This is a genomic window from Chryseobacterium culicis (assembly GCF_002979755.1).
GTDB lineage: Bacteria > Bacteroidota > Bacteroidia > Flavobacteriales > Weeksellaceae > Chryseobacterium > Chryseobacterium culicis_A.
This window is the reverse complement of the sequence record NZ_PCPP01000002.1, coordinates 225,758-251,068: the sequence shown is the minus strand read 5'-3', so window position 1 is coordinate 251,068 and position 25,311 is coordinate 225,758. Positions and strand designations below refer to the sequence as shown.

Annotated in this window: 25 protein-coding genes; 12 read left to right on the top strand and 13 right to left on the bottom strand. The window is 37.2% G+C overall.

Annotated features, from left to right (window positions below; translation table 11 throughout):
* Positions 1 to 189: 189 nt before the first annotated feature.
* The 9 genes from CQ022_RS14270 to CQ022_RS14230 form a co-directional block, all read right to left on the bottom strand.
* Entirely contained in the window at positions 190 to 1,152 is a 963-nt protein-coding gene (locus CQ022_RS14270; protein WP_105683019.1) for a T9SS type A sorting domain-containing protein, read from the bottom strand.
* Between the two features lie 44 nt (positions 1,153 to 1,196).
* Positions 1,197 to 2,585: a porin family protein gene (locus CQ022_RS14265; protein WP_105683018.1), complete on the bottom strand. Its 1,389-nt coding sequence runs from the start codon at positions 2,583 to 2,585 to the stop codon at positions 1,197 to 1,199.
* Positions 2,578 to 3,144: an RNA polymerase sigma factor gene (locus CQ022_RS14260; protein ID WP_105683017.1), complete on the bottom strand. Its 567-nt coding sequence runs from the start codon at positions 3,142 to 3,144 to the stop codon at positions 2,578 to 2,580. The genes CQ022_RS14265 and CQ022_RS14260 overlap by 8 nt, the downstream gene beginning before the upstream one ends.
* A 106-nt stretch (positions 3,145 to 3,250) precedes the next feature.
* Positions 3,251 to 3,829 carry a DUF4840 domain-containing protein gene (locus CQ022_RS14255; RefSeq protein WP_105683402.1) on the bottom strand — a complete coding sequence of 193 codons (579 nt, stop codon included), beginning with the start codon at positions 3,827 to 3,829 and terminating at the stop codon, positions 3,251 to 3,253.
* Between the two features lie 256 nt (positions 3,830 to 4,085).
* The gene (locus tag CQ022_RS14250; RefSeq protein WP_105683016.1) at positions 4,086 to 5,501 is read right to left on the bottom strand and encodes an efflux transporter outer membrane subunit; all 1,416 of its coding nucleotides are present in this window, start codon (positions 5,499 to 5,501) and stop codon (positions 4,086 to 4,088) included.
* A complete protein-coding gene (locus tag CQ022_RS14245; RefSeq protein WP_105683015.1) occupies positions 5,488 to 8,646 on the bottom strand; it encodes an efflux RND transporter permease subunit in 3,159 nt (1,052 codons plus the stop codon). Before CQ022_RS14245 ends, CQ022_RS14250 begins: the two co-directional genes overlap by 14 nt.
* Positions 8,647 to 8,675: 29 nt before the next feature.
* Complete coding sequence (locus CQ022_RS14240) at positions 8,676 to 9,797, bottom strand: efflux RND transporter periplasmic adaptor subunit (RefSeq protein WP_105683014.1); 1,122 nt, start codon at positions 9,795 to 9,797, stop codon at positions 8,676 to 8,678.
* A gap of 280 nt (positions 9,798 to 10,077) precedes the next feature.
* The gene (locus tag CQ022_RS14235; protein ID WP_105683013.1) at positions 10,078 to 10,842 is read right to left on the bottom strand and encodes a LytR/AlgR family response regulator transcription factor; all 765 of its coding nucleotides are present in this window, start codon (positions 10,840 to 10,842) and stop codon (positions 10,078 to 10,080) included.
* On the bottom strand, positions 10,839 to 11,957 hold the full coding sequence (locus CQ022_RS14230; RefSeq protein WP_105683012.1) for a sensor histidine kinase: 1,119 nt from the start codon (positions 11,955 to 11,957) through the stop codon (positions 10,839 to 10,841). The genes CQ022_RS14235 and CQ022_RS14230 overlap by 4 nt, the downstream gene beginning before the upstream one ends.
* A 229-nt stretch (positions 11,958 to 12,186) precedes the next feature.
* On the opposite strand from CQ022_RS14230, the gene CQ022_RS14225 reads away from it, so the two are divergent.
* Together CQ022_RS14225 and CQ022_RS14220 are read left to right on the top strand one after the other, a co-directional pair.
* On the top strand, positions 12,187 to 13,011 hold the full coding sequence (locus CQ022_RS14225; RefSeq protein WP_105683011.1) for a universal stress protein: 825 nt from the start codon (positions 12,187 to 12,189) through the stop codon (positions 13,009 to 13,011).
* A 159-nt stretch (positions 13,012 to 13,170) separates the two neighbouring features.
* Positions 13,171 to 13,650, top strand: coding sequence for a hypothetical protein (locus CQ022_RS14220; protein ID WP_105683010.1), 480 nt, complete (start codon positions 13,171 to 13,173; stop codon positions 13,648 to 13,650).
* Between the two features lie 44 nt (positions 13,651 to 13,694).
* On the opposite strand, the gene CQ022_RS14215 is transcribed toward CQ022_RS14220, so the two are convergent.
* Positions 13,695 to 14,564 (bottom strand): RimK family alpha-L-glutamate ligase, encoded by an 870-nt coding sequence (locus CQ022_RS14215; protein WP_105683009.1) that lies wholly within the window; start codon positions 14,562 to 14,564, stop codon positions 13,695 to 13,697.
* 245 nt (positions 14,565 to 14,809) lie between these two features.
* Here CQ022_RS14215 and CQ022_RS14210 point away from each other — a divergent pair, with 245 nt between their 5' ends.
* From CQ022_RS14210 to CQ022_RS14185, 6 genes are all read left to right on the top strand, one after another.
* Positions 14,810 to 15,364 (top strand): hypothetical protein, encoded by a 555-nt coding sequence (locus CQ022_RS14210; protein WP_105683008.1) that lies wholly within the window; start codon positions 14,810 to 14,812, stop codon positions 15,362 to 15,364.
* Positions 15,365 to 15,374: 10 nt separating this feature from the next.
* Positions 15,375 to 16,019 carry a hypothetical protein gene (locus CQ022_RS14205; RefSeq protein ID WP_105683007.1) on the top strand — a complete coding sequence of 215 codons (645 nt, stop codon included), beginning with the start codon at positions 15,375 to 15,377 and terminating at the stop codon, positions 16,017 to 16,019.
* Positions 16,020 to 16,032: 13 nt separating this feature from the next.
* Positions 16,033 to 16,803: a sensor histidine kinase gene (locus CQ022_RS14200; RefSeq protein ID WP_105683006.1), complete on the top strand. Its 771-nt coding sequence runs from the start codon at positions 16,033 to 16,035 to the stop codon at positions 16,801 to 16,803.
* Positions 16,800 to 17,444 carry a response regulator transcription factor gene (locus CQ022_RS14195; protein WP_079243768.1) on the top strand — a complete coding sequence of 215 codons (645 nt, stop codon included), beginning with the start codon at positions 16,800 to 16,802 and terminating at the stop codon, positions 17,442 to 17,444. Before CQ022_RS14200 ends, CQ022_RS14195 begins: the two co-directional genes overlap by 4 nt.
* Positions 17,445 to 17,713: 269 nt before the next feature.
* Positions 17,714 to 18,559, top strand: a complete 846-nt coding sequence (locus CQ022_RS14190; RefSeq protein WP_105683401.1) for a caspase domain-containing protein — start codon at positions 17,714 to 17,716, stop codon at positions 18,557 to 18,559.
* Positions 18,560 to 18,631: 72 nt separating this feature from the next.
* The gene (locus CQ022_RS14185; RefSeq protein WP_105683005.1) at positions 18,632 to 19,642 is read left to right on the top strand and encodes a trypsin-like serine peptidase; all 1,011 of its coding nucleotides are present in this window, start codon (positions 18,632 to 18,634) and stop codon (positions 19,640 to 19,642) included.
* A gap of 113 nt (positions 19,643 to 19,755) precedes the next feature.
* Here CQ022_RS14185 and CQ022_RS14180 read toward each other — a convergent pair whose 3' ends face one another.
* Positions 19,756 to 21,240, bottom strand: coding sequence for a 3-coathanger stack domain-containing protein (locus CQ022_RS14180; RefSeq protein ID WP_105683004.1), 1,485 nt, complete (start codon positions 21,238 to 21,240; stop codon positions 19,756 to 19,758).
* A gap of 163 nt (positions 21,241 to 21,403) precedes the next feature.
* Here CQ022_RS14180 and CQ022_RS14175 point away from each other — a divergent pair, with 163 nt between their 5' ends.
* Genes CQ022_RS14175 through CQ022_RS14160 form a run of 4 tightly spaced genes read left to right on the top strand, consistent with a single transcriptional unit; the run spans position 21,404 to position 23,308 of the window.
* Positions 21,404 to 21,913, top strand: a complete 510-nt coding sequence (locus CQ022_RS14175; RefSeq protein ID WP_105683003.1) for a hypothetical protein — start codon at positions 21,404 to 21,406, stop codon at positions 21,911 to 21,913.
* The gene (locus tag CQ022_RS14170) at positions 21,910 to 22,257 is read left to right on the top strand and encodes a tRNA-binding protein (RefSeq protein WP_034691975.1); all 348 of its coding nucleotides are present in this window, start codon (positions 21,910 to 21,912) and stop codon (positions 22,255 to 22,257) included. Before CQ022_RS14175 ends, CQ022_RS14170 begins: the two co-directional genes overlap by 4 nt.
* 19 nt (positions 22,258 to 22,276) lie before the next feature.
* The gene (locus tag CQ022_RS14165; RefSeq protein ID WP_105683002.1) at positions 22,277 to 22,978 is read left to right on the top strand and encodes a 3'-5' exonuclease; all 702 of its coding nucleotides are present in this window, start codon (positions 22,277 to 22,279) and stop codon (positions 22,976 to 22,978) included.
* A gap of 3 nt (positions 22,979 to 22,981) precedes the next feature.
* The gene (locus CQ022_RS14160) at positions 22,982 to 23,308 is read left to right on the top strand and encodes an SUF system Fe-S cluster assembly protein (protein WP_034691980.1); all 327 of its coding nucleotides are present in this window, start codon (positions 22,982 to 22,984) and stop codon (positions 23,306 to 23,308) included.
* A 56-nt stretch (positions 23,309 to 23,364) separates the two neighbouring features.
* Here CQ022_RS14160 and CQ022_RS14155 read toward each other — a convergent pair whose 3' ends face one another.
* Together CQ022_RS14155 and CQ022_RS14150 are read right to left on the bottom strand one after the other, a co-directional pair.
* On the bottom strand, positions 23,365 to 24,201 hold the full coding sequence (locus tag CQ022_RS14155; RefSeq protein WP_105683400.1) for a sulfurtransferase: 837 nt from the start codon (positions 24,199 to 24,201) through the stop codon (positions 23,365 to 23,367).
* Positions 24,202 to 24,425: 224 nt separating this feature from the next.
* Entirely contained in the window at positions 24,426 to 25,274 is an 849-nt protein-coding gene (locus tag CQ022_RS14150; RefSeq protein ID WP_105683001.1) for a hydroxymethylglutaryl-CoA lyase, read from the bottom strand.
* Between the last annotated feature and the right edge of the window lie 37 nt (positions 25,275 to 25,311).

The following is a 25,311-nucleotide window of genomic DNA, read 5'->3' as shown; positions in this document are numbered from 1 at the left end:
CAGAGAGAGTGAGCTCCTTTTGGGGGTAATTATGACCGTCATTAGATTAACAAGGATGAAATGTATCTATGAGCGTAAAGTATTAAAATAAATCACTTTAGTTCTTCTTCAATACAAGGAACATCCCTCCTCTGACATCCATTCTTCCTTCCCACAATCAATATTTTAGCATCTTCAGATTATGTAATCCTATTTCTTTATAAATCTATTTTTGTATTCGCAGCCATCTGCTCCTTTAGAAACAATAATATAATTTCCGGGTACCAGCTGGCTGACATCAATGGGCTGATTGTATTGGTGATCAGCTTTCTTCAGGACAAGCTTTCCGGACATATCTATGATGATAACTTCCTTGTAAACTTTATCTGATTCTTTCCCGATATAAAGGTGTTGTGCCGTAGGATTCGGGTAGATTTTCAGATTATTATCTTTAATTTTTGTTTCTCCTGTTCCCAAATTGCCACAGAATTCCCAATTCCCAAAATTCAGCTCTACAAAAGCAAACGGATCTAACATCTCACACTGATCAGGGCAATATTCCGTACAGGCATAAAATCCATACTTTCCTGAACTGGTTGCCACATAAGTATCTCCTACTACACCAGGAATGATACAAGGATCACCTACCACCGGAGGATTGCTGCTTGGTACACATCTGAACCAGGTATGCTTTCCGTATACTACAGGAAATATATTATCAAACTGAACAGAAGCTCCGTTGCAGACATTCACTGTTCCTGCATTTTCCTGATATGTTCCAGGTGTATAAGTACTCATCATAGCCGGAAGACCGTATACAAACCCGTCTGCAAATGCAGTGGGACTTTCTGCGGTACAATCGCCCTCGGAAACGACTACTTTAAAATAATTCAACTGTTCGCTTCCATTAATCGTTAACTGTTGTGATGTAGCTCCCGGAATGGCTACCCATGGGTTGTTATTAGGAGTCTGCCAGGTCCATTCCTGTTTATACCACTGATAGCTTGCGTACGTCTGTGTTGTGGAAAGGATTTCATCTTCTGTACTACAAAATAAGATCGTTCCCGGATATTTTTGCCCAAGCCTCGCACTGGTAATTGTTGGGGTACATTGTGCTTTTATATTCAAAATACTGAATAGTAAAAACACTAAAAAAATTAGTTTTGTTTTCATATATAAAGATTATTAAGTTTGGTGTTATTTTATAATCCTCAACATTAATCCAACAGCACTCTTATTCCAAATTTCATATTAAAATGGAGGGGTTTTTCTTTGTAAATGGTATTGGGCGCATTTTCTTCTTTAAAATGATATCCTATTCCCGGTTCTGCATAAATTCCTACTTTATCAATGAGCTTCAGCTGAAAACCTACCGCCGTGTTCAAAGAAAACTGTAAAGGTTTTGGTTCCAGACGTTCTTTTGAGGATTCCTTTATTTGATCATTGACAACGTACGTTGTGGTGATATTTCCTGCTATAGGTTTTTCCACGAGAGCTCCACCTGTTATATAGCCTGTAAATCTTCCTTTTTGAATGACATTATAATTGACCTGAACAGGAATTCCTAAATAATGAACCGTCTGATCTCCTTTAATATAGTTGTTGTCACTTCCGGAATGGAGCTCAGTAGACAGTTTGGTATAATTCAGTCCTGTTCCTATTCCCCATCTTTTTCCTAAATTATAGTAAACAGAAAGCCCGAATGTAACGGGTACTTTGTGTCTGATCCTCGCTTCTACCGGCTGGCTTTGATTGGCAAGCAATATGGCCATCAGAGGATCATCATGATATACAGAAGTTGTCCATACCTGCTCCACATTCATCACTTTTCCAGTAATTGAAGCATATCCGGGAAACTGCTGTTCTGCAGAATTGGAAGCAATATTACCCGTAAGCAGACCCAGCATCCATGATTTTTTATCTCTGGATTTTGTCGTACTGGGCTTTGTATTTTCGGCATATACTTCTTTTATTTTTTCCTGTTCAAAAAGAACCTCATCCGCATTCTTTTCTATAACCGTTTCTTTCACAGTATCGTCTACTGGAGATACTTTCTGAGCAATTTTACTTTCCTGCTGAAAAGCTTCTGAAGCCGTTGGCAGTTTAATAATATCCTGAATATTCCCTATTTCATTTTTCTTTCCGGGAGCAAGATAGCCTTGTGTCAATCCTTCCTTCGGATCTTCTGTCTTCAATATATTTTCTGCTAAAAAAGCATCTGTCTGTGATTGTACTTCACTTCCTGACAGCTGTTCAGTTTCTATAGGTTGTAAAGAATTTTTGTCATCTTTTTTTACCTCTGCAGGTTTATGAGACAAGAGTTTTTCTGTATCATTCTGAGGCAGTATTTTCATCAGTAAAAACAATAATGTAATAGCAGCAGCAATACCTCCGATACGATAGAATAAGGATTTCTGTCCTTTACCTATGGTTCTTTCTTTCTTGTCAGCTCCACCTTCATGAACTTCAGGAATAAATCCGGGGATGCTGTTATTTTCTTCTTCAGAAAACAATTCACCTTTGATGTCATCCCACAATCCTTCCGGCACTTCCTCTTCATGGTCGTCCATTCTGCTTCGCAGGTTATTTAACCATTCATTATTCATATTGTGCTTTTTTTGACATTTTAAATTCTTTTATTTTCTGAACAAGCAGTCCTTTTGCACGGTGAAACTGTGATGCAGAAGAATTTTCTGCAATTCCCAATACTCCGGCAATCTCTTTATGGCTTTTTTTCTCAAATACAAACAGGTTAAAAACAGTTCTGTATCCTTCAGGAAGAGATCTGATCATCATCATAATATCATCACGGGGAATCTCTTCAAAATCCGGTTCTTCTTCATTAGGCATATCCGGAAGATCATCTACTTCAATGGCTGATTTAAAATCTCCTTTCTGTTTAATGTGCTTCAAAGATTCATTGACTGTAATACGGGTCATCCAGGCTTTTAAAGAACCATTTCCCCTGTACTCAAAAGATTCTATCGAACGGAACATTTTGATAAAGCTGTTTTGAAGTACATCATGAACATCTTCTTTTTCTGCCAGATAACGGGAGCATACATAGGTCAGATTTCTGGAATAAGCTCCAAAAAGCTCTTTCCAGGCAGCTTCCTCCTTCTTCAGAAGGTGCTTTACCAAAATCTGTTCTTTACTTTCTTCCATATGCTGCTACTGCCTCCGTATCCACTGGGACGTTATAAAACTGTCAAGCAAAAATAGATTGCATCTTAGTAATAAAGCGCAATCCATTGATGATAATATCTATTAATTAATTTTTTATACAGAATGGAAAATTATAGTCAATCACTTCATAAGGAGTAACCAATGTACCATCTACTGTAATTTTTTCTGCTGTAAGAGCATACCTAAGTGTTTGATCCAGACCTACATAATATCCTTTTTGCTTAGAGATGAATTCTACAACCGTTTTTTTATTAACACCATCTACAGGAATCTGAAGTTCCATTGTTTTAGGAGCTAAAGTAAGTTCTATTACGTTATTCGCGGTATTAATCACTGCTGCATATTGAAGTTCATACTTTATTTTGCCCATTGTCTTTAAAGCGGCTTCTGCTTTTGCAGGATCTTTCACTACCGTCTTTACAATTTCGGTAATTGGAAATTCGGCAAATGAGATGGTATCTTTCTTTACTTTAAAATCTTTTACTCCTTCTCTTTTGCTATTTCCCTGCACAATTATAAGCTTCCCTTTATAGTTTCCTTTTAAGTCATCCATTTTTACAGGCGGAATTTCCGGACTGTCATTATTAAGACAAGAGGATAAGGTAAATCCTACAAAAACCATTAAAACTGTTATCAAAAATCGGGGTACTGTCAATTTTTTCATTGCATTACTTTTTTCGTTAAACATTAATTATTTTCGAGTACTCATCTATATAAATCTCACTTTTCAAAAATCTTGCATGTATTTTTGAAAAAAAGATAAAATTTCACATAACTTATTGATTTAATGCGTGTAAAATTTCAACACTCTTCTGCAAATTCCGTACCTGTTGTAAAAATTAAGTTGTATTCCTTCTTCATAAATAGCAAAAAAGGAAACTATTGGTATAGCTTCCTTTTTATTATGGATCAGTTCTGTGTTACTGTACTCCTCCTCCAAGCGATCTATAAAGATCAACCTCAGCATTTAATTTTTCAAGGGTAACGTTGATGGCTTCCAGATCATTCTGAAGTTTGTTATTCTGAGCGGTGATTACTTCCAGATAGGTTGCCATACCGCTTTTATACAATTTCAGAGCATCATTGATTCCTTTATCAAGAATGGCTGTTCTCTGTTCCAAAAGCTGTAGTCTTTCTGAAGAACCTTTAGATTTGGCCATGGCATCAGAAACTTCTCCCACAGCGGTCATGACAGATTGTTTAAAATTGATAGCTGCTTTTTCCTGCTCAATTAATGCTGTTTCATAGGCGGTTTTCAATTGTTTTTTCTGAAAAATCGGAGCTGTCAGATTTGCTGCAATTGCTTTCGTTATAGATCCCGGAATATCAAACCATGAGCTGAATTTATTGGAATTCACTCCTATTTGTGGGCTCAGACTGATGCTTGGATACATGGCTGCTTTTGCCAGTCCGGTTTTGGAATTCAGGCTGATTACGTTAAACTCTGCCATTTTCAGATCCGGTCTGCGGCTCAGCAGTTGGGCTGGTAATCCTTCTGACAATCTATTTTCAGGAATCATTGTTTTAAGATTTCCTTCTCTTTCTATTCTGGTGGGATATTCTCCACAAAGAATACTCAAAGCATTTTCCTGGATAGAAATATTCTGTTTTGCCAAAGGGATTAACAACTCAGCAGTTTTCTTTTGGGCTTCTGACTGCTGAACAGCCAATGAGTTAATCTGTCCGGCCGTAAACTGAAGATTCATCATTGTAAGCGTGTTGTTGCTGAGTTCAATATTCTGTTCAGCTATTTTCAGCTGTTCATCCAGACTGATAAGGTTATAATAAGCCTGTGCTACCTGAACTACGATCCTGCTTTTAATGGCATTTAAATTTTCCTTCTGTCCAAAATATTCTGCAGCAGCAGATTCTTTCTGCATTTTAGCTTTTCCCCAGATGTCTATTTCCCAGGAAAGCCTCAGTGCAGCGCTGAAATCATCCATATACTTTGTTCCGACAAATTGTTCGTTCAGGGAACCGTTCAGGGTATTGGTGGATGCCCAGCTTCTATTCGCTCCGGCAGTGAGATCCAGTGTTGGCATCAGCCCCAGCTTGGCTTGTCTATAAATCAGATCCAGCTGTTCAATATTTTTCAGGGCAACATGTACTTCGTTATTTCTTGAAAGGGCTTTATCTATTAACCCAATCAATTTAGGATCTTTGAAAAAAGTCTTCCATGGCAGCACTACAGTATCTCCTGTAACCTGTACATGTTCTTTATAAGTTTCAGGAAGCTGAAGATCTGTTCTTGTATATTTTTTCCCTACGGCACAAGACATCAGTAGTGATGCCATTGCGCCTGAAATAAGGAAATTCTTTATATTAAATATTCTCATTTGTCAATTGATTTTCTATTGTATTATACTTCTTTTTGGTAGAGAATTTCTCATCCAGATACTGAAAGAACATGTATAGTACAGGAATTACAAAAACTCCTAAAACCACTCCGCTCAACATTCCCATTGCCGCACTTGTACTGATTGACTTGTTTCCTGAGGCCATTCCTCCTGTGGAAATCATCAGTGGAATCATACCTACAATAAAGGCTAATGAGGTCATGATAATCGGACGTAATCTCGCCTTTGCTCCTTCCAATGCAGAATCCAGAATCGAAAGACCTGCTTTTCGCCGTTGTATGGCAAATTCTACAATAAGAATCGCATTTTTAGCCAGCAAACCAATAAGCATAATCAATCCTACCTGCACATAGATGTTATTATCCAGTCCGATCGCTTTTATTCCTAAGAATGCTCCTACAATACCCGTTGGGATGGAAAGCATTACCGCAAGAGGCAGAATATAACTTTCATATTGCGCCGCTAAAAGCAGATATACAAAAAGCAGACACAATCCAAAGATGGCAATGGTTTGGTTTCCTGCGGACTTTTCTTCAAGACTCAATCCTGTCCATTCATAACTGTAGTCAGAGGGTAATTTGCTTAAGGTCTGCTCCAGTTTTCCCATTAATTCTCCATTACTGACTCCTGGTTTTGGAGATACGTTGATATTTAATGAGTTGTAAAGATTATAACGCTGAACGGATTCCGGACCATAGACTTTTTTCAAAGTGATCAGCGTATTTACAGGAACCATATCTCCCTTTTCATTCTTTACGAAGATATCATTGAATGCCTGTTCATCCATTCTGAAAACTCCGTCAGCCTTAATATTCACTCTGTAGAACTTCCCGAATCTTGAGAAATTCTGAGACTGATCTCCGGAGAAATACGTCTGAACCGTTCCCAACAGATTTGAAATGCTTACCCCAAGCTGTTTGGCTTTATCTTCATTTACTTCAAGCTCCATTTGCGGATAGTCTGCCCTGAACATGGTATAGGCAAAAGCTACTTCCGGAACCTTCATCAGCTGACCAATCAGTTCATCTGCTTTGGCTTTAAGAACCTGAGGATCTCTTCCCATACGGTCCTGAAGGACAATTTCGGCATCATTAGTCATTCCGTATCCTTCTACCGGAGGCATTCTGAAGGTCATCACACTTCCTTCTTTAATAACTCCCAGTTTTTCGTTAGCCATATCTACAACAGCCTGAATATCCTGAATTTCACCTCTTTCTTTTTTAGGTTTTAACTTAACAAATCCCATTGCGTAAGCTGGTCCTGCACTGTTGCTAAGCAGGTTATATCCAGTAATGGAAGTATTTTCCTGCACCGCATCTACCCCTTTTAAAATGGTATTGATCTTATTAGACACTTCTGTCGTTTTGGTTAATGCTGTTCCCGGCGGCATGCTTAGGGTATACATAAAAAACCCATCATCTTCCATTGGAACAAAACTCTTCGGAGTGCTTGACATTAACCATCCTGCGACACCGATAATTGCGATAACCAATCCTCCTGCAATCCATTTTCTTCCTATTAAAAACCGAACCCCTTTTGCATAACGGTTGGTCATATTGTTAAATCCGGCATTGAATGCTACCGCAAACCTTTGTCCGAATCCTTTGGATTTTTCTCCTTCTCCTGAATGATTATTTTTCAAAAATACTGCACATAAAGCAGGAGTTAACGTCAATGCGTTGACCGCCGAAATAATAATCGCTATTGCTAATGTATAGGCAAACTGCTTATAGAATAATCCTGCAGAACCTGACATAAATCCGATTGGAATAAATACTGCAGACATCACCAATGTAATGGAAATAACAGCTCCTGTGATCTCACTCATTGCCTTGTGTGTAGCCTCTCTTCCTGAAAGATCTGTCCCTTCCATATTGCTGTGAACAGCTTCTACAACTACAATAGCATCATCGACGACAATACCGATCGCCAGTACAAGGGCAAAAAGAGTCAACACATTGATGGTAAATCCTAAAACCAGAAGGAAGAAGAATGTACCGATAATTGCTACCGGAACGGCTATTGCCGGAATGATGGTAGACCTGAAATCCTGTAAGAAGATAAATACAACAATAAATACCAGGATAAAAGCTTCTATCAGAGTAGATTTTACCTGTCCTGTAGCTTCATCCAGCCTTTCTTTGGTACTCATTACCTTTGTATATTTGATACCTGGAGGAAATGATTTTGACAACTGGTCAAGGGCTTTATTCACACCTATTTCAATCTGATTGGCATTAGATCCTGTAGTCTGCATGATCGCTACAGTAACGGCATTTTTACCGTTGGAAAGGTTATCTCCTGTATTTGAAATCGCTCCGAATTCTACACGGGCAACATCTTTTAGTCTGATGACCTGGCTTCCGGTATTTTTAACAATAATATTTTCATATTGTTCCGGCTTATTCTTTTTTCCTTTATATCGGATTACATATTCTAAGGCAGCATCTGACTCTTCACCAAGTTTACCTGGTGCAGATTCTAAACTGTGATCTGCAATTGCTCTGGAAACATCTGCGGGTTCAAGCCCATAAGATGACATTTTCTGAGGATTCAACCATATTCTCATGGAATAATCCTTAATCCCGAAGACCATAGCCTGCCCTACTCCCTTGACTCTTTTCACCTGTGGAATCAGGTTAATGTTTGCAAAGTTCTGCAGGAATGTTTCATCATACTGTTTATTATCTTCAGTATAAATATTGAAAATCAATACCATACTGTTCTGCTGCTTGGATGTAGTCAATCCCATTCTCACAACTTCTTGCGGAAGTATCGGAGTGGCCTGCTGTACTCTGTTTTGTACATTCACAGCAGCCTGATCAGCATTCACTCCCTGTTTGAATATAATGGAGATGGAAAATGTACCGTCATTACTTGCAGTAGACTTCATGTACTCCATATCTTCCACTCCATTGATCTGCTCTTCCAGCGGCGTTACCACAGAACGAATTACGGTTTCACTATTTCCTCCCGGATACGATCCTGAAACGGTGATGGTAGGCGGAGAAATATCCGGGAATCTGGTCACCGCCAGCTGGTTTAATCCGATGATTCCTAAAATCACAATGATCAGGGATATTACCGTCGCCAGTACCGGACGGTCTATTATCTTTTTTAACATTTTTGAATTTTCTAAGAATGGTTATACAACTATTTCAAAGGAACTGTTGTCGCAACAACCTGTGCTCCATCTGTGAGGGCATCAATTCTGTTGATGGCAATCCTGTCTCCGGCACTCACTCCTTCTTTGATAAAGTAATCCTGAGATGTACTTCCTGAAACGGTAATCTGAGTCATTTTCACTTTATCCTTACCATTCAGTTTATAGACAAAAAATCGGTCCTGAATATCTTTTACTGATGTTTTGGGAAGTTTAACCACTCCATTCAGGGCATTGTGAATCATTACTCTTGCTGTACCGCCTGCTCTCAATAATTTATCGGGATTTTGAAAAACGGCCTTCATCTGGATGCTTCCGGTATTCCTGTCGAAGTTTCCACTGGCATTTTCCAGTTGTCCTTTAAGAGCATACGTAGAACCGTCTGCCAGGATAAGCTCTACATTTTCTGCCGTATTTCCTGATGCTGCCGATCTGCTGTGAGCAATAAAATCAGCTTCATTCATTGAGAAATATACATTCACACTGTTGATACTTGAAAGGGTCGTCAACGGAGATGCATCAGACGGGCTGATAAGGTTTCCTACTCTGTTGGGAATTCTTCCAATATATCCGCTAACAGGAGCTTTGATATACGTGAAATTAGCATTGATCTTTGATGACCCTAATGATGACTGTGCCTGTGCTACCTGTGCTGATGCTGCCTTATAACTTGCCTGAGCTGTTTTCAACTGCATATCAGAAACTACTTTTCCTTCTACAAGGGGTTTCAGCTTTTCCACTTCAAGTCTTGCTGTTTCCTGGGCTGCAAGGGCAGATTTCAAGGCCGCTTCATTGGTGTTTACCTGTTCGTTGTATACCGATGGGTTTATTCTGAAAAGGGTCTGTCCTTTACTTACATATTGTCCTTCTTTGATATAAACAGCTTCCAGATATCCTGTTACCTGTGCTTTAATATCCACATTATCCTGCCCTTCAATACTCCCCGGATATCCTGTAGACACCTCAGCATCTCCGGACTTCACCTGGATAAAATCTGTAGGCAATGCCTGCTGCATTTGCTGGGCATTTTCCTGGCTGTTACCGGAACCACACGAGTAAAGTATCGCTGCAGCCGTAAGTGAAAGTACCAGATATCCTTTTCTGTAATTCATAACATTGGTTTTTAAATTTTACAGGAGCAAAATAACTTCATATAATAAGGATATTCATTCAGAAATTGGGTGAAGTGTCGTTAATTGCGGGTGAAGCGTATGATAGGAAAAATGAAAGGAAAACAGATGTTTTCGCTTATAAACAGGATAAAAAAGAGCTTTTCCAACAGAAATAAGAGTAAAATCAATAAAAGTAAATGAATGTATTTCACAATAAAGCACAAAAAAAACTGCCTTATGTAGAGACAGCCTTTTTTATTTTTTATAGGGGTTAATCATCCTAATAATCCATCCAGGATTTGAAAATGGAAGCTTTTTCCCGGCTTACAATCACTTCCATTTCAGGTTGTTTTCTCAGTTCCAGCTTCAATTTTCCATTAAAATGATTAAAAATCTGTTTTACAGAATTGATATGAATGATAAATTGTCTGTTAGCCCGGAAAAAGAATTTAGGATCTAACTGTTTTTCAAGTTCTTCCAGCGTCTGTGGAACGTTCTCTACAACTCCGGTATTCAACATGGCTTTGCTGATTCCCAATTCCGTATAAAAGTATAAAATATCTTCTGCCAGAACGGTTTTATAGCCGTCTCTATGGGCTATTAAAAACCGTTTTCTGTAATCTTTCGGCTGGATATAATTCAGCAGTCCTTCGATGGCTGTTCCCACTACCGGAACGGCTTCCATAAAGGTTTCATAGCGTTTTAAAGCAGCATCCAGTTCTTCTTCTTCAATAGGTTTCAGAAGGTAATCTACGCTGTTGTATTTAAATGCCTGCACTGCATATTCATCATAGGCTGTGGTGAATATGACCGCACTTTTAATTTCATGCTTGTTAAATATTTCAAAGCTGAGCCCATCCGCAAGGCGCACATCCATCATAATAACATCCGGAACGACATTATTTTCCAGCCAGTGTACTGTTGAAGTAATCGAGTCTTCTACAGACAGGATTTCGATATGGGGTCTTAACTTCAACAACAGTCTTTTTAATCGATCAGCATTCGGTCTTTCGTCTTCAACGATTAAAACTTTATTAATCTTCATATCAATGGGAGTTTTACAATAAATTTATCTTCAGTTTTTTCAATCACAGGCTTAGGATATCCCAAAATCTCGTACCGTGCAATAATATTGGTGAGCCCTACTCCTGAGGAATCCGGCTTATTGATTAAAGGCAGAAACGTATTGGAAACCACCAACTCTCCTTCAGAATTTGTATACACCTGTATTTCCAGTGGATTTACCTTTGAGGTTTGGTTATGTTTAATGGCATTTTCCACCAACAGCTGTAAAGACAGAGGAAGCGTAAATCTTGATCTGTATTCTTCCTGAATATCTATTTTGAATATCACTCCTTCACCAATTCTTTTTTCAATCAGAAAGATGTAGGATTCTAAAAATTTCAGCTCCTCTTCTACTGCAATGATATCTTTTTTGGAATTAACCAACAGATATCTGTACACTCTTGCAAACTTCTCTGAATAATCATAACCCAGCTGCTGATCTTCCAGAATGAGCTCTGACAACACACTCAGGTTATTGAAAATAAAATGGGGATCTATCTGCAGCTTTAGAGCCTGAAGTTCTGCTGCCATAGCAGCCTGTTTATGTTTGGATGCTCTCAATTTATGCTGGGCAGCTTCTACTGCCGTTTTTTTCCAGTTTTCAAGTAAATAATCCACGGTATTAAACGCACTGATAATCAGCGATATTACAATATTGGTTGCAATCCACTGCCCAAGAAGGGTATATTCTTTACGGGAATCCATATCAGGTAATGTTACAGAAGTACAGTCTACAATTGCATTAATAATAATCACAATCATAACACTGCCCACGATCTGAATCAAACATTGAATGAGCAATCGCTTTACGGTTCTGTTACTCCAGGGAAGCAGCTTATTAAGTGTCCTGTCAATAAATATACTTACTTCTGAAATGATGATAGAAAAAAAGACAATCCATGAGGCATCTTCCAGAATCATCCTCAGCGGAGCATCCAAATATTCTTTCCAAACGGGATCAAAAGGATCAATAAGATAGGAAAAAACACAGAAAGTAACTACCGCTACTGCCCAGATTACGAGCCTTCTCTTCATGGTAGAAAGAATCTTCTTATTCCGTACTATATTTTTTCTGATGGTAGAAATCCTATTCATATCCGGGATTTTATGAATGTAAATATAGAAATAGATTTTAGACGAATATCTTCTATTTTAGACGAGACCGCCAAAACCGTCCCTGAAACGTAAAATACAAGAGTTAAAATGGATATGACGGTTCATCACCTGAAAAAGACATTTCATCATCATTTTATGCAATGTCACCCTATTTTTATCATCAGCGAACTGCTGACTATCATAGTTTTGCAGTATTAAATCCGGTACAATGAAAACAATAATTGTCTGCACAGATTTTTCTCACGAAGCTGAAAATGCCACGCATTACGCAGCATCTATGGCAAAAGAAAATAAATATAGGATTATCCTTTTTAATCTTCAAACGGTTTCTGTTCATGCCTTGAATGCACAGGCTTCGGCCGATTTTTTCTATACCCAAACGCTTAAAAATCAGAAAAAGCTGGAAGATAAAGCTGCTCAACTCAGCTCCCTGTATGCCATTGAAGCTGCCCATCATCTGGCTTCCGGCAATTTTATTGAAGAGCTCGAAAATTGTATAGAGCTTCACGAATGCGATTTTATAGTGATGGGAATGGCAGAAAAAACTCTTGAGCAAAGGATTTTAGGAAATAGTGTGACAAGGGCGATCCATAGAATTAAAAAGCCAATCCTCATTGTTCCTGCCCACATAGAATATACGGGAATCAGGAAAATTTTATTTGCCTATGATACTCACAAAAGCATGACTTGGTCTGCCATGAATGATATTTACCATTTTATTAATGAATTCAATGCTGAAATTGAGGTATTCAATGTAAGTGAAAGGCTGGAAGATTTCGCAGAGGTTATTCATGATATTGACCTGAATTCCGGCTATGATCTGGATGATATTAAATACAGTTTTAAGATGATTCAATCCATTGAGGTCATCAAGGCTATTGAGGAAGAAATAAGGCTGACGAGTCCGGATCTGCTGACCATGGTTCCCTACAAATACAATCTTGTGGAATCTCTTTTCCACCGGAGTAAAACAGCCATTATGGCTTATAAGAATAAAATACCATTACTATCAATTCCCCTAAACATAGATTAAGAATCAATAAAAATCTGTTCACATTTGAATTATCCTTTTTGCCTTTAAAGGCTAAATTTTACACTTAATCTTGTTTGACAGGACCAGAAAAATGATTTCCGGTCCTGTTTTTTATATTAATTTCATATTATTACATTTTCATTAAAAACAAAAACCATTATGTCCCATCTTTTTCCTCGTTACAGAAATCTAATTATTTTCTTCTTATTTATTGGATATATTCCATTCTCAGCGCAAAACACTAAAGAACAGAAAGATATCAGCAAGCAATGTATGCAAAAGATGAAACTGGTTTCAGATAAAGTCGTTTTGGCTAAGAACAATTTTGAAATGCCTATTCCATCGGAAATCATCATAGATCCACATCATTCCACCATCACTACAAATGTCCGGAAACCGAACAAGCAGGAAAATACTGTAACTCTCTTTATCATTAAGGAAATTAAATGCAATATGAATGAGGATATCACTTCAGGAAGTATAACCTATACCGTAAAAAGTAACAATCCCAATTCGGCATACCCACAAAACGGTTTTATCCTGAAAGCGACCAATGGAGAATTGTCTTTTTTCAGCAGTACAGATCCGGCAGATGATACACCCGTGATGCCTATTCTGAAATTTGAAATTCTCAAGTAGTTCTTTCAAAGAAAACACCTCAAAATGGAAGTTGACAGATTTTTTTAAGAAATCAGAGCTATTAATGCCTCATAATAGTTTTCCAGTAAATCAGGATTCCCATTCAAAAATAAATAGGGTTCTATGAGCTCCAATTCCATTAAATGAAATGAATTATTGATTAAAACGCCATCTACTCTCGCATAAAGTGTTACTTGTGGCAGGCTTTTCAAGTACGATCCAGCCTGTTCTATATGCAATGGATCCGGTGTAGGATAACTGATGCTTCCTCCGTGATAATGCTGCACTCTGAAATCACCCTGCTTGGGTGTTTTTAATGAACAGTGACTATACTTTCCATTAAAAAACAGGAATGACCATTCTCCGTTCTTAATCTCATCAACAAAGGGTTGTACCATATAATCCTGTTCTTTCAGAAGGGTTTCAATTTCTGCAGAACGTTCATTGAAATGGTCTCTGTTGACGGTGATGGTATTTTGAGCTCCGGCACTTACACAGGGTTTTACAACGAGTTTTTCCGTATTGAAATGATCAAAGAATCCTCTTTCCAATACAGATCCTTTTTCAAGATATTCTGCGGGAATTACGGGAAGTCCTTTTAGGGAAATATCTTTAAGATAATGTTTATCACTATTCCATTGGATGATTTCGACAGGATTCAGCACTTTTACCCCTGATTGTTTCAGATGATCCAGCCAGTTCAGAAATTCTTTCAAATGGTTGTGGTAATCCCAGGGAGATTTGATTACTGCCACATCAAAGATGCTCCAATCTACCTTTGAGTCATTCCAGATGGAGGGAACAATATCTAAGCCTTTATGTATTAAAAAATTAATCAGTTCTGTATCCTCATCATTGGCCACTCCCTGTGAGAATCTTTCTTCTTTTTTATAGCCTACTACTGTGATTTTCATGTTTTTGTTTTGAATATTATTTCTGACTCAATTTCGGAAGACCACATGAATAAACAGAGACACAGATTTTTCTATTTTGAAGGGCACAATTGATTTTTTTCTGAAAACAACAACAAATTCACGCTTCATATTCAACTGAATATCAAAAAGTCGTAAATTTATTAAAGGATAAAAACAGTGTTTTCCCTCTTTTTTATAGTTGTGCCGTTAGCTAATTTTGTTCCATAAAATTAAAAACCATAAAAATGAAAACTTCCTTTTTTACTAAGATTTTAAGTCCCTTGTGTGCAGCACTTATTCTGGCTTTATGTCTGCTAAGCTGCACCCGCTGCTCCGAACCACCTAAAGAACCTGTTAGCAACAGTTATAAGAAAAAACTGATCAGCTATCGTGAAGGCCGGGTTCTTTTTGATGAGTACACCAGAACCAATCATGAAATTCTCACCAAATACAGAAACGGTGAACCTGATTCCCGATGGTACTGGTTTTCACTGGAAGACATGGAAGGCTATATTAAATACGTAAAAGAAAATGCCAAAAAACAGAAATTAAAAAATCCGGGAATTAGAATTTATATGGGAAAATATCCTGTAAATCATCCTAAAAACAGAATGGCAAAACCTGAATACGCAGGCTACCAAACCATATTTCTGGTGCCTACTTCACAGAAAAGAAAAAGAGATAATGCAATGGCCAGAACGGAAGCTACTGAGGAAAATACAGATGTCCCTTCAATAGAATCTATGAACATGACCAATCTGGCGCCTCCTCCAAAAACGTTATCCGGAACCATGCCATAAAAACGAGATTATGAACTGGAATATTGAAACAGGGAAACAGATATCTATGGTTATATCCATTATAGTAATGATTCTAATGGTCACAAAATATAGAAAAACCGGAAAGGAGAATTTGTTTTTTATCATAGGATATCTGTTGTTTTCCCTGATTGATATTTTCTGTTATTTCTACTACGACCTGACAAAACTGCCTACGGACATATTTTACGTGATTGGTTTTTTAATGATTATCTTCTTTTTATACTTATTTTATTATTACCAGTTATTGTATGTTCCGCTGCTCAAAAAGATACAGGTTATCATCCTGGCTCTTTTTGTCCTCAATATTGCTGTCATGTTTTATACAGAAGATGATCTGCTTCATCACTTTTCTTTTAATATGCTCTATGTAGATATTCTTCTGTTGTTATTTTCAATTATTTTGTTCCTGTACCAAACCTTTAATTCTGATAAAATACTGGGAATCAAAAGCTACTTACCATTCTGGATTTCAGTAGCTTTACTGATCTTTTTCATTGGAAGCATCCCAATCCTTTTTTTCAGAACTACTGTTTCGGAAACTATTTATTTTTTCATTTTATTTATGTTGAATCTGATCAGTAACGGTATACTCATATTGGGTTTAATTTGGAACAAACAAGAAAGAATCAGATAAATCCTTTTCAGATATGGAAGAGAATAATTTAGTCATCATCTTTACGATTACTTTATTCATCGTTGTCTTGACAATGATCTTTATTTATGTGGTTTTTATCAAGAAAAAAACAACCTTGCTGATCGCACAAAAAGAAAAAGACCTTCACTTTGAAAAGGAGCTTGCTACTTCGCAGGTAGAAATGAAGGAACAGACCCTCAACTATATCGGTCAGGAATTGCATGATGATCTGGGTCAAAAGCTTTCCGTAGTTCGTTTGCGCCAAAACCAATTGATTACCAAGCTCCAAAATACCGAAAAAGAAGATCTGACTGAGCTCAACGAATTACTGGGTGAATGCATACAGGATATAAGAAACCTGTCTAAAACATTAATCACTGAACAGATCATTCATTTCGGACTGGCAGAGTCTATTGAAAGAGAAGTTCAGCGGATCAAAAAACTGAAATTATTAAAAATAGAATTTATCACTCAAAAACAGGATATTGATATTTCACCAAAACACGGCCTGATTCTTTTCAGAATTATCCAGGAAAGTATCAACAACATCCTTAAACATTCCAAAGCCAAAAATGTTTCCATACAGATGGAAGATGACTGTGAGAAACTACATATCAGCATCTCCGACAATGGAAGAGGCTTTGATACCAGCAGTATTCAGGACGGTTCAGGATTAAAAAATATGGAACTGAGAGCCAAACTGATTCATGCTGAACTGTCTATACATTCAGAACTTAATAAAGGAACACAAACATTGATAACCTATCACAAAAATTTATTATGAAAACTATTCCCATAGCGATCGTTGATGATCATACCTTAATTTCCAAAGCCTTGGAAAATATGATCACAGAAAACACTCAATATCGGGTCATTATGAATCATCCCAACGGAGAAGAATTTATTGCAGGTGTGGAACAGGCTTCAGAATTACCCGCCGTAGTCCTGATGGATGTCAATATGCCCTATAAAAATGGTATAGAAACCACAGAATGGCTTACCGAGCATTATCCCGATATCAAAGTCATTGCCCTGACCATGGATGATGATGAAAGAATTTTGATTAAAATGCTGAAGGCCGGAGCAAAAGGATATTTACTCAAAGATATGCAGCCCTCTATTCTCTTTCAGGCCATTGATACCGTATTTGAGAAAGGGAGTTTTTATACTGATTTTGTAGCCCAGAAGTTATTGAAAGTAAAAACTGAAGAAGCTAAAAATGCATCCTTACTTTCAGAACTGAAAGACCGGGAAAAGGAATTTATAAAATGGGCATGCAGCGAACTTACCTACAAGGAAATTGCTGATAAGATGTGCCTAAGCCCTAAAACCATTGATGGCTACAGAGATTCTGTTTTTGTAAAACTGGACATAAAAAACAGAGCCGGACTGGTGCTTTTTGCCTTAAAACATGATCTGTGCTGATTGAATATTCTTATTATTAATCTTATTTCAATACTATAAAACAAACATCTTTACATTCTATTTACGTATCCGGCAGCTTTTCAAGCTGCCGGATTTTTATTTCATAACATTCTCATATACAAGTAAAAAGGTGTTTTTCCTTTTCCAAAATACGGTTTTCTCCTCTGTTTTTGTCTTTCGGAATAGCGGAATTTTGTGATAGAAAAAACACAGAAAGGCAGAACCCGAAAAGCCGAAACAGAGTAGGGAATATTTTTAAAACTAATACAATGAAAAAAGCACTTATCGTAGGTATTAATGATTATGCACCCATTGGATACGGAGGTCCGGACCTTAATGGCTGTGTAAATGATGCGAGGGATATGGCAAATACATTGGTTATCTGTGGTTTTAGTCCGGCAAAGATTAAAATCCTGACCAACCAAAATGCCACAAGAGCGAATATATTGAACTATCTGAAATCCATGATCAGCACAAGTGTAAAAGGGGATTCTCTTGTTTTTTATTATTCCGGCCACGGAACAAGAGTCGCCAATATCGGAGCAGATCTGGAATTGGATGGTCTGGATGAAGCTATTTGTCCCCATGATTATGCCAATAACGGAGTCATTCGTGATGATGATTTTAAGACCGTTCTCAGCAAACTAAAAGCCGGAGTTAATATGGAAGTGATCTTCGACTGCTGTTATTCCGGAACAGGAACCAGAAAAATGGATCTGGGACTGGAAGCAGATTTTCTGAACGAAACAGCCCGTTACATTCCTCCTATGCTTGAGGATGAATTCTATCTTACCTATGCCAGTGAAATGGAATCTTCTAAGAATTCAAAAAAATCAACCGTTCTCGCGAAAGCACTTGTCCCTGTTGCAGGAATGAACCATACTTTATGGGCCGCAGCAAAAGACAATCAGGTTTCTATGGAAGGCAGTATCAGCGGACAAATACGAGGATATTTTACTTATCATTTCTGTAAGGCATTACGTGCTACCAATGGAAATATCGTCCGAAAAACACTTGATAAACAGGTGGCTATTGCATTGGCTGCTATGGGAGCCGCTCAAATTAACCAGACAGAAAGCATTACTGCAGAATTTTCTCAAAAAATATTCACTTAATCATAAACCTTTACGGCGGAATCCGAAAAGCCATCAAAAGAGTAGGAATACACTAGATTAAAAATAATAATCATGTCTAAAATTGAAAACAACAACCCAATGACAACTGAAGAGGTGTCAAGACTTAGAACTGTTAAAGCAAAATTAACTGAAAAACCGGCCGCAATTGAAAAATTATTCAGTCAGGCTCCTGCTATGGAAACCATTAACGGAAGAACTTTTCCGAAAGGAATGAAAACCATAGGAATGCCTATGGATGAAAAAACAGCAGAAAACCGATCGTTGGAAACTGATCATTTCTATCCTACCCATGCTGATTTTGAATACAACCCAAAACTGGAACCTAAAAAAGACAGAAAACCTAAATTCATTGAAAGAGATTCTTTCCTGACTCCTGAAAATGCAAGAACTATTTTCGGAGCAGATCAAAGAAAGGTATATAATTCTACCGCCTATCCGTGGAGATGTGTGGGAAGAGTAGAAAGCTCTTTAGGCTCAGGAAGCGGTGTCATGATAGGGCCAAGACACCTTCTTACCTGCTCCCATATTGTAGACTGGCAGCCTAATAACACAACAGGATGGCTGAAATTCACTCCAATGTATTACAACGGAAGCGCTCCTTACGGAACAGCCTGGGGTACATTAACGTATTACAAGTATAAGGTAGCAGGCCCTACTATAGACTCTACAGAAATACAATACGATTATGTAGTGATTGTATTAGACAGACCCATCGGAAACAGCACAGGCTGGTTAGGCTCAAAATCTTATTCCGATTCTTGGGATGGAGGTGCTTACTGGACTCACGCTGGATATCCGGGAGACCTTACAGGAACTCAAAGACCAACATACCAAACAGGAATCGCTCTGGATGGAGATTTCTGGAGTGCTGATGACAACGAAAGCATGAGCCATAAGGCAGATATATGGCCTGGACAAAGCGGAGGCCCTTTCTGGGGATATTGGGACGGCTCTCCGTATGCTGTGGCTACTCAAAGTGCCCACAACCCAAGCGATAATTTTGCAAGTGGCGGCTCAGATTTAGTAAATCTGGTCATCAGAGCAAGAAATGAACATCCTTAATTTATTTTTTAGTTTAAATAATCAGCCCGCTTTTGAAAGTTGGGCTGGTTTTTACTTAATAATACCAAAATCAAACTGATTGTTATCCTATCCGGGTAAATTCATATTCTAAATTAATGTTTTATCACTATTTTTTTCGAAACTTTCTTGTTTTCAAAGTTTATATTTAAAATATAAGTTGAAGCAGGAATGGATCGAACATCCACTCTATTTGTATTTCCCTTTTGTATCAGTTTTCCCGAAGCATCATACATTTCCCATGAAATTACTTTTTCTTTACCCATATTAATATCAAAGTACATTGACGCGGGGTTTGGATACACCTCGATTTGTGAATCCTGGCTCATTGATACTTCATTTATAGGATAGTTTTTAACTGCTGAAATTGATGTACTACGTTCTTCAACTTTCATATCTAAAGAATTTAGATTATTTTTTAGCAGAGATGGATCAGAGTCATTTAAACAATCTCCAATAAAGGCATGAAATAAACTCTCATTATCTGTTGCTTTCACATGAAATCCTGGCTGAAGAGATATTTCATTTTTTGCTTTATACTTTACCAGTAATCCATCATTAATATTTGACGATGCTAAAATTGAATTACTAGCCTGATAAATATTATTTTTTATTATCAGATCATTAATTATCAAATCAGGAGCACATTGGGTTCTAAAACTAATTGCTTTAACATCATTATTTTCATGATTATTTAAACAAGCATGGGCAACTGTAAAAGTATAAGGAGTATCAGGGCTAAGATTGGTGTAATCTTTTTGTAAAGGGTGATAATTATTACTATACACTAGTGTCCCTGTTGAATTATTACGTAGTCTAATATCATACCATAATCCTGTCCCAGAGGCTTGGTTCCATTCTAATCTCACCGAAGTATCTGTTAAATTTGAATATTTCAGCATAGTAGGTGGTGGTAAATTGCAATCATTAGAGCCTGAGCCTGAATTACCATCATAATACATTTCAACTTTATCTATATCCACATATTCTCTAAAATTTAGAGTTGTATTCAAATTGGATGTAATCCACAGATATTTATAAGACTTATTAGGAATTATTTGTCCTTGCTCTTTAGATTTTACTTGACAAGTATATGTATCCTGCAAAACCTCCCCATTATTAAAAGTAAGAATTTTCATCTTTTCTGATACACTCGGGAATGTTTCTTCATCACAATTATTATTGGATTTTTCAGTCATACCATTGGCAAGATATACATCAAAATTAATGGCTCTATTAGGGTTATTAGGTAAAGAATAACGATAGGAAACAATTATTTTATATTTTTTAGAAGTATCAATATTGATCCCTATATTATTTAAATCAATAAATACTCCCTCTGATTTTCTAGTTGTAATATTATCATTTTTACTATATAATCGAACCACTTTATTACCACAGCTTAAATCTATAACATTCGGACTTCCATGACTGGGTTTCCACTGATTATTATAGTTTCCCATTAAGTTATTGCATTGAGAAGAAGCAAATGGGATTGGCGTAAAAGCTGGAAGGGCTTGAGACTTGGCAAAATAAAAGAATAAAAAAAGTAGAATTACGAATAATTTTTGCAACTGCATTTAGGTTATGTTTTTTGCAAAATTAATGTTTTCTTCTTTCATAGATAATAAATGCAATGATCTCTTTATTGTAAAATGTCATATCCTTTTCTTAACTCTTTAGTCTTCAAATATTTTCTTAATTCCTCAATATTTTAATACATTTGTTTAAAACATATCTCAGATGAATTTCGAGCAGATCAACTTACACCTTGAGGCTTACAAAGAACACAACCAGATTCTGGATGCAGCAAAATATCTGCTTCATTCCTTTGATCTGGAACATGAAAACTTTGCGGGGTTCGGATTCAGGGAAGAGCTCTCTCCTACTTCGATGCTTCTTACAGCAGAAGGAGAGCTCGGAGGCCCTCAGACCGTAATGATCCCACGAAATTTATTTGATTTTGATCTGAACCTTGTCCTGAATATGGTTGCCCATGAAATGCTTCATGTAAGGCAGAAGGCTCCCGGACAGGTTATTGAAGACAAAAATGAAAGAGAATTTCAGGCCTATTATGAGATGCTTTTTCACAAAGTTTTTCCGCAGATCCCTGAAGTTTCGGATTTTCATAAAAAATTCTTCGGCGGGAAAGCGTTGGAATATTATAAAAGAATGGGTGAAGGCTCATTCTTACAGCAAAAATATGCAGAACAGAAAACAGAAGTAGAACATCTAATTAACAAATTACCATGACAGTAAAACCAGATATCACCTGGGCAGATTTTGAAAAAATAGACATCAGATGTGGAACCATCATCTCTGTGAATGATTTTGAAAAAGCAAGAAACCCATCTTATCAGCTGGAAATAGATTTCGGAGATTTAGGAATTAGAAAATCATCTGCACAAATTACCTCTCTTTACGAAAAAGAAGAACTTGTGGGAAAACAGATTTTAGCAGTGGTCAATTTTCCTAAAAAGCAGATTGCCAACTTCTTCAGTGAATGCCTTGTATTAGGATTATATGGTGAGGACAAAAAAGATGTCACTCTTTTAGCACCTTCATTACCCACAAAAAATGGAATGCAGGTAGGATAGACACCCAACAAAAACACATATGATACAGAACATACCCTTAGAAAGAGTTTTATTTCTTGATATTGAGACCGTTCCACAAGCCGGTTCCTGGAACGAATTATCCGAAACCGATCAATATCTGTGGGATAAAAAAACAAGATTTCAGAGAAAAGACGATGTCTCTGCAGAAGAATTCTATGACCGGGCCGGTATTATGGCCGAGTTTGGAAAAATCATCTGCATTACCATCGGGATGGTGGAAAAGAATGAAACGTTAAAAATAAAAAGTTTTTCCGGGCATGATGAAAAGAAAATGCTTCAGGAATTTGGAGAAATCTTCAACAGTCCAAGGCTTTACAATGTCATTCTTTGTGCGCATAACGGAAAGGAATTTGATTTTCCATGGATTGCCAGACGATATCTTATCAATGGAATTCTCCCTCCTGCTCCGTTTCAGATGTTTGGAAAGAAACCCTGGGAGGTTCCTCACATAGACACTATGGAACTGTGGAAGTTCGGGGATTATAAGAGTTTTGTATCGTTGGAATTGCTGGCGCATGTCTTTGGAATTCCCACTCCGAAAGATGATATTGACGGCTCAATGGTTTCATCAATTTACTACATAGAAAAAGACTTGCAGAGAATTGTTGACTATTGTGAAAAAGATGTCTTAACTTTGGCAAATATTTTCCGGCGTATGCGTCAGGAAGATTTGTTGAAAAGGAATATCAATCTAGATTAAAAAATGAAATTTACAGACGATCAAATTGCTGACATTGGTGAGGAAATCATTGGTGTGCTAAAAACCGTATATGACCCCGAAATTCCGGTAGATATTTACGAATTAGGACTGATTTATGATGTCCAGATCTCCGATGATGCTGACGTAAAAATTATAATGACACTTACTACTCCCAACTGTCCCGTGGCAGAAACACTTCCTCAGGAAGTAAAAGATAAAGTGGCTGAAGTAGAGAACGTAAAAAGTGTAGATTTAGAGCTTACTTTCGAACCAAGCTGGAATAAGGATATGATGAGCGAAGAGGCGAAGTTTGAGCTGGGAATGCTTTAAAAATTACCTTTAACAATATAAAACCCCGAAGAATTATTTTCGGGGTTTTTGTTTTTTTAGATATCTTTTGCAATTTCTTTTCCTTCTCTCCTGCTCCATTCGCTCCATGAACCTACATACAGATCCGGGATGGGAAATCCGGCATAATCCAGCGCTAAAATAGTATGACAGGCAGTCACTCCCGACCCACAGTGAATAATCAAATGATCAGGCTTATTTTGTAATAACTTACTGTATTTTTCTTTTAAGATTTCCGGACTTAGAAAGTTTCCGTTTTCATCCAGATTTTCAGAAAAAGGAATATTGATTGCTCCCGGAATATGCCCCGCAACCAGATCAATAGGTTCAGATTCACCTTTATAACGATAGGCATCTCTCACATCAACAACTGTAGAAGAATCGCTTTTCAATTCATTTTCAACCACTTCCAAACTCGAAACAGGAAAACCCCAGTTGTCTTTTTTAATTAAAGCAGCTTTATCAAATGTTTCTTCTCCTGAAGAAAACTCCAGTCCATTTTTCTCTGCAGCCTGCATTCCGCCATCAAGAACCTGAACATTTTCCAATCCAAAAGATCTTAACATCCACCAGGATCTTGCCGCAGCATTGGAAGCATTTTTATCGTCATATACAACGACGTGAGAATTTGCAGCAATTCCAAGATTTGAAAGGGTTTCCGCAAACTTTTCTACGGAAGGAAGCGGATGTCTTCCACCAAAAGCCGCATTTTCTCCTATCTCAGCCAGATCTTTATCAAGATCAATAAATCTTGCTCCGCGAATATGCTTTTCAAGGTAATTTTGCTTTACCTCTTTTCCAGTTCTTGCATCAAGAATGATGAGATTTTCTGTTGGAATATTCTTTAATTCGGAAGGGGAAATTATTGGAGACATTTTGTTGGTTTTGGGGTTAAATCTAAATTTATAGTGAATATAATCCATTATATTTGAACACATTAACAAAACAAATAGTTCAGTCGTATTTTGTCATTCTGTAGGAATCCAAATTATCTTTTCAATAACGAAAATGAGATTCCTACGGAATGACAAATTTAGGATCATACCATCCAAAGATCTATATAAATTGTTAGATCTGTGAAATTTATGATGTATTCTTTTTAAAAATGAAAAATATCCTTCGCTTTATTATAAGAACTTTCAAAGTTCAGGAGATTCAATTTATGTGGGGCTTTTTCAACACTCATAAAATTGATTACCTGCTCTGTAGGCATATTTCCTACAAGATCATCTTTTGCCATAGGACATCCTCCGATTCCTTTGATGGCGCTGTCAAATCTTCTGCAGCCTTGATCATAAGCAGCCTTTAATTTCGAATAAGAATCTTCATAACGGTTATGAAAATGTCCTCCGAAGTTGATTCCAGGATATTTTGAAGGTATTTTTTCAAACAAAAGGGCAATGGTTTCCGGAGTTGCTACCCCTGTAGTATCAGATAATAAGATATCTTTCACTCCGATATCAGAGAATCGCTGTGCCCACTGGTCAACATCTTCCCATTTCCACATTTCACCGTATGGATTTCCAAAAGCCATGGAGAAATAGATATTCAGCTGTTTTCCTTCACTTTTTACCAGATCAAGCATTTTAATAATTTCATCAAAAGCTTCTTCCTGACTTTTATTGGTATTTCTGTGCTGAAAAGTTTCGGAAATAGAAAAAGGGAAGCCCAGAATATCTACTGACTGGTGTTTCAATGCTTTTTCGGCACCTCTGTAATTACCGATGATTGCAGAAACTTTAGTCTTGGAACGTGATTTATCAATATTTTTTGCCACCTCATCAGAGTCAGCCATCTGTGGAATTGCTTTTGGAGAAACAAAACTCAGACAATCCAATACATCAAAGCCAACATCCATCAAGGAGTTGATATAATCTATTTTTTTATCGGTAGGGATAAATTCTCCCCATCCCTGCATGGCATCTCTAGGACATTCGGTAAGAAACATTTTTACTTTTTGATTTTCTCAAATATAATAAAACTAA

Coding starts and splice junctions, on each gene's coding strand:
- CQ022_RS14270 (WP_105683019.1), bottom strand. CDS start 1,152: ATGAAAACAAAACTAATTTTTTTAGTGTTTTTACTATTCAGTATTTTG.
- CQ022_RS14265 (WP_105683018.1), bottom strand. CDS start 2,585: ATGAATAATGAATGGTTAAATAACCTGCGAAGCAGAATGGACGACCAT.
- CQ022_RS14260 (WP_105683017.1), bottom strand. CDS start 3,144: ATGGAAGAAAGTAAAGAACAGATTTTGGTAAAGCACCTTCTGAAGAAG.
- CQ022_RS14255 (WP_105683402.1), bottom strand. CDS start 3,829: ATGAAAAAATTGACAGTACCCCGATTTTTGATAACAGTTTTAATGGTT.
- CQ022_RS14250 (WP_105683016.1), bottom strand. CDS start 5,501: ATGAGAATATTTAATATAAAGAATTTCCTTATTTCAGGCGCAATGGCA.
- CQ022_RS14245 (WP_105683015.1), bottom strand. CDS start 8,646: ATGTTAAAAAAGATAATAGACCGTCCGGTACTGGCGACGGTAATATCC.
- CQ022_RS14240 (WP_105683014.1), bottom strand. CDS start 9,797: ATGAATTACAGAAAAGGATATCTGGTACTTTCACTTACGGCTGCAGCG.
- CQ022_RS14235 (WP_105683013.1), bottom strand. CDS start 10,842: ATGAAGATTAATAAAGTTTTAATCGTTGAAGACGAAAGACCGAATGCT.
- CQ022_RS14230 (WP_105683012.1), bottom strand. CDS start 11,957: ATGAATAGGATTTCTACCATCAGAAAAAATATAGTACGGAATAAGAAG.
- CQ022_RS14225 (WP_105683011.1), top strand. CDS start 12,187: ATGAAAACAATAATTGTCTGCACAGATTTTTCTCACGAAGCTGAAAAT.
- CQ022_RS14220 (WP_105683010.1), top strand. CDS start 13,171: ATGTCCCATCTTTTTCCTCGTTACAGAAATCTAATTATTTTCTTCTTA.
- CQ022_RS14215 (WP_105683009.1), bottom strand. CDS start 14,564: ATGAAAATCACAGTAGTAGGCTATAAAAAAGAAGAAAGATTCTCACAG.
- CQ022_RS14210 (WP_105683008.1), top strand. CDS start 14,810: ATGAAAACTTCCTTTTTTACTAAGATTTTAAGTCCCTTGTGTGCAGCA.
- CQ022_RS14205 (WP_105683007.1), top strand. CDS start 15,375: ATGAACTGGAATATTGAAACAGGGAAACAGATATCTATGGTTATATCC.
- CQ022_RS14200 (WP_105683006.1), top strand. CDS start 16,033: ATGGAAGAGAATAATTTAGTCATCATCTTTACGATTACTTTATTCATC.
- CQ022_RS14195 (WP_079243768.1), top strand. CDS start 16,800: ATGAAAACTATTCCCATAGCGATCGTTGATGATCATACCTTAATTTCC.
- CQ022_RS14190 (WP_105683401.1), top strand. CDS start 17,714: ATGAAAAAAGCACTTATCGTAGGTATTAATGATTATGCACCCATTGGA.
- CQ022_RS14185 (WP_105683005.1), top strand. CDS start 18,632: ATGTCTAAAATTGAAAACAACAACCCAATGACAACTGAAGAGGTGTCA.
- CQ022_RS14180 (WP_105683004.1), bottom strand. CDS start 21,240: ATGCAGTTGCAAAAATTATTCGTAATTCTACTTTTTTTATTCTTTTAT.
- CQ022_RS14175 (WP_105683003.1), top strand. CDS start 21,404: ATGAATTTCGAGCAGATCAACTTACACCTTGAGGCTTACAAAGAACAC.
- CQ022_RS14170 (WP_034691975.1), top strand. CDS start 21,910: ATGACAGTAAAACCAGATATCACCTGGGCAGATTTTGAAAAAATAGAC.
- CQ022_RS14165 (WP_105683002.1), top strand. CDS start 22,277: ATGATACAGAACATACCCTTAGAAAGAGTTTTATTTCTTGATATTGAG.
- CQ022_RS14160 (WP_034691980.1), top strand. CDS start 22,982: ATGAAATTTACAGACGATCAAATTGCTGACATTGGTGAGGAAATCATT.
- CQ022_RS14155 (WP_105683400.1), bottom strand. CDS start 24,201: ATGTCTCCAATAATTTCCCCTTCCGAATTAAAGAATATTCCAACAGAA.
- CQ022_RS14150 (WP_105683001.1), bottom strand. CDS start 25,274: ATGTTTCTTACCGAATGTCCTAGAGATGCCATGCAGGGATGGGGAGAA.